Below are 2,862 nucleotides of genomic sequence, written 5' to 3' on the forward strand. Positions count from 1 at the left end.
TTTTTTCTGTCTAAAATCTAAAGAATAGACAGTAAATCAGAAATTCTTGTAGAGTATAAACAATTTATTCAAATTTCGATCTTCCCATACCGAGTTTTTCATAAATTCTTTACACTACCTTGATAAAATTTTTTGTTATCATTAATCCATTTATCTAAGATATCATATTGATTATTTTCTAAAATAGGTAATTGATTTTTGGCTACACCTTCTTCCATCCAATAAACAGTAGGAACAAAAGAAAGATCATTAAATTTTGACTTAAAAAAATCTATGTTTTCATCATAATCTAATTCATTTAGATCAATATAAAATCTGTAAATGATTTCATTATTTTTTATAAAATACTCACTTTCTACTTCTTCTAATTCTTGACAATACGGGCATGAAGTTTTGGAAAATTGTAATATAAAAGAATCTTTATCATCTATTTTTTTTACTAATTCTTCATAAGAAATATCAGTAAAAGAACCTTGGCTTTTTGCTTGCTTGATTTCACACCCAAAAAGAACTGGAATTAAGAATAGTATCAGCAAAAGATTATATATTTTTTTTATAGCAATCACCCTCTACCTAATACTTTAAATTGAGACAATTACATAATCTAATCGTTATGTAATCTTCTATTTTTTCGATAACGTTATCTTTATTTTAATTATACATGTTTTGTGATTTTATACAAGTGTTGATTTGTTTTTATTTTCTTGTTACTTTTTATAAGCTTTGATATAATTTTATTGAAAGGAGATTACTTCACTATGAATTATACCCAGTTAACAAAAAGAGAAAGCCAAATAATGACTATTCTTTGGAATCATGATCAAGAGATGTCAGCCAATGATATTAAATTAGCTTCGGATGGATTAAGTATCTATACAATTTCTCAAGCTCTTCAATACCTATTATCAATTGGATATGTTGAAGTAACAGGAATAGGTAAAAATAAAAAATCGATTGCTCGATTATATAGTCCTTGTATTTCTGAATCTGACTATGTTTCCTCATTCATAAAAAAAGAAACTTTCGAAGAGATTGCTGTGCACTATGTTCAAAGCAGCAATGATATAGATGAAATTACAAAGTTAGAACATTTAATTGAAAAAAAGAAAAAAGAACTGACTGGTAAATAACATGAATTTTAGCATTTCTTCATTGTTCATAACACTGTGTGTTTCATTAGTCCTAATTGCACTCTTCAATTTTATATTGACGCACGAAAAGGGCTATCGCTTGTTTAGAGCAGATTTATTATTCGTATTAGTTGTCATTACTTGTTTTCGTTTGTTTTTACCATTTGAACTACCATTCACAAAGACAATTGCTCTACCTTCTATCATGAATCCTATAATGAGCTTTTTAAATTATGAGATATTTCATCAATTAAAAGTCTCACATATTCTAATTGTAATTTGGTTAATTGGAGTATTGATTGGTGTTGGAAGATATGTGCAGAATATTATATTGGCAAAAAAACTGGAAGCAAAAATCATACAAAATTCTCATTATTTCAAAGTTTCAGAATTTTTAGATTGCTTCATTTATCCTGATTATGACGTATATGTAACCAAATACGTTCCATCTCCAATGGTTTTTGGTTTCAAAAAATGCATCTTAATTCCTGAAATCAGTTTTACAGAACATGAACTAAGTAATATTTTAAATCATGAAATGCAGCATCTAAAGCAACATGACATACTTTTCAAACAAGTAACTTCAATACTAACAATCTTGTATTGGTGGTTTCCTCCAATATATTGGTTACAGAAATGTATCAACTTTTATATAGAAGTTCGAGCAGACGAAAAAGTTACAGAATCATTAAATCCGATTGATGCACTAGATTATGCAGAAACTCTAATAAATGTACAAAAGAAAATACAGTTTGCGGATAGTATTATATCAAATGATATTTCAGCTTATTTGATAGGAGAAAGTAACAGTATACTTTCGTATCGAGTGAATTATTTATTAAACAAACAAATCAAACAAAAGACAAATAAGTTCCTACTATTCTTCCTTTTTTTATTACCTATACTAACTAATTCCATAATTTTCGAAGCTTATTATGAAAATCCAAAAAATTTGAATGATACTTTATCTGAGCAAGATCTACTAAATAAGAATTATTTAATCCAGCACAAAGATGGGACATATTCTCTTTGTAACGGAAAAGAATCCTTTTTTATAGATAATCCAAAAAGTTTAATTGAATCCGGTATAAAAGTAGTGAAGGAGTAAATTTATGAAAAAAACAATTAATTCTATTTTATTATTAACACTAATTTTAAGTTGCAACTTTATTCAAACTATTTCTGTTTTTGCAAACGAAATCGGACCAAATCCAGCCATTGAAGCAAGAGCCGACATCATAGAATGGAGATATAAGCTTGAAAATGGAAGAGTATATAAACGTCGTTATAATTACACTAAACAAAAATGGATTGGAGATTGGATTCCAGCATAGATTATGACGTAGTAACGCTTAAAAAATAGTCTAACATCGTAAAATCAGAACAAAGCGAGACTAGCAGCAAACCAATAGTTAGAAGAAGTGAAATTTCTAGAAATCTATCTATTTATCAAATACATGAAGTACAAGAATCACAAAAATAGTTACACCACAGACTAAAACTGAGATATAAAATACACATTCAATTTCTCATCAGGAACACACTCTCTATATTATTGGTATCAATTTGGTAGCAAAATAACCTATAAACACATAAAAAGTGCCTTACATAAGGAATATATAAAACTGGATAGGGATAAATCAACCTTTAAAAGTCATAGGGATTTTAACTCTGAGAAAGAGATATCCTTTAAACACTTTTAGGGTGAACATTTCCTATCTTTTTGTTACAG

4 protein-coding genes are annotated in these 2,862 nt (G+C 27.7%); 3 read left to right on the forward strand and 1 reads right to left on the reverse strand.

Annotated features, from left to right (window positions below):
* Positions 1-98: 98 nt before the first annotated feature.
* Positions 99-566 carry a thioredoxin domain-containing protein gene (locus tag H8911_RS11930; RefSeq protein WP_186999813.1) on the reverse strand — a complete coding sequence of 156 codons (468 nt, stop codon included), beginning with the start codon at positions 564-566 and terminating at the stop codon, positions 99-101.
* Between the two features lie 192 nt (positions 567-758).
* On the opposite strand from H8911_RS11930, the gene H8911_RS11935 reads away from it, so the two are divergent.
* The 3 genes from H8911_RS11935 to H8911_RS11945 all read left to right on the forward strand — a co-directional run bounded on the left by H8911_RS11935 (position 759) and on the right by H8911_RS11945 (position 2,464).
* On the forward strand, positions 759-1,130 hold the full coding sequence (locus H8911_RS11935) for a BlaI/MecI/CopY family transcriptional regulator (protein WP_117925707.1): 372 nt from the start codon (positions 759-761) through the stop codon (positions 1,128-1,130).
* Positions 1,131-1,230: 100 nt separating this feature from the next.
* Positions 1,231-2,238, forward strand: coding sequence for a M56 family metallopeptidase (locus H8911_RS11940; protein WP_186999814.1), 1,008 nt, complete (start codon positions 1,231-1,233; stop codon positions 2,236-2,238).
* Positions 2,239-2,242: 4 nt separating this feature from the next.
* Positions 2,243-2,464 (forward strand): hypothetical protein, encoded by a 222-nt coding sequence (locus H8911_RS11945; protein ID WP_117925705.1) that lies wholly within the window; start codon positions 2,243-2,245, stop codon positions 2,462-2,464.
* Positions 2,465-2,862 lie beyond the last annotated feature (398 nt).

Source organism: Holdemanella hominis, assembly GCF_014306155.1.
GTDB lineage: Bacteria > Bacillota_I > Bacilli_A > Erysipelotrichales > Erysipelotrichaceae > Holdemanella > Holdemanella hominis.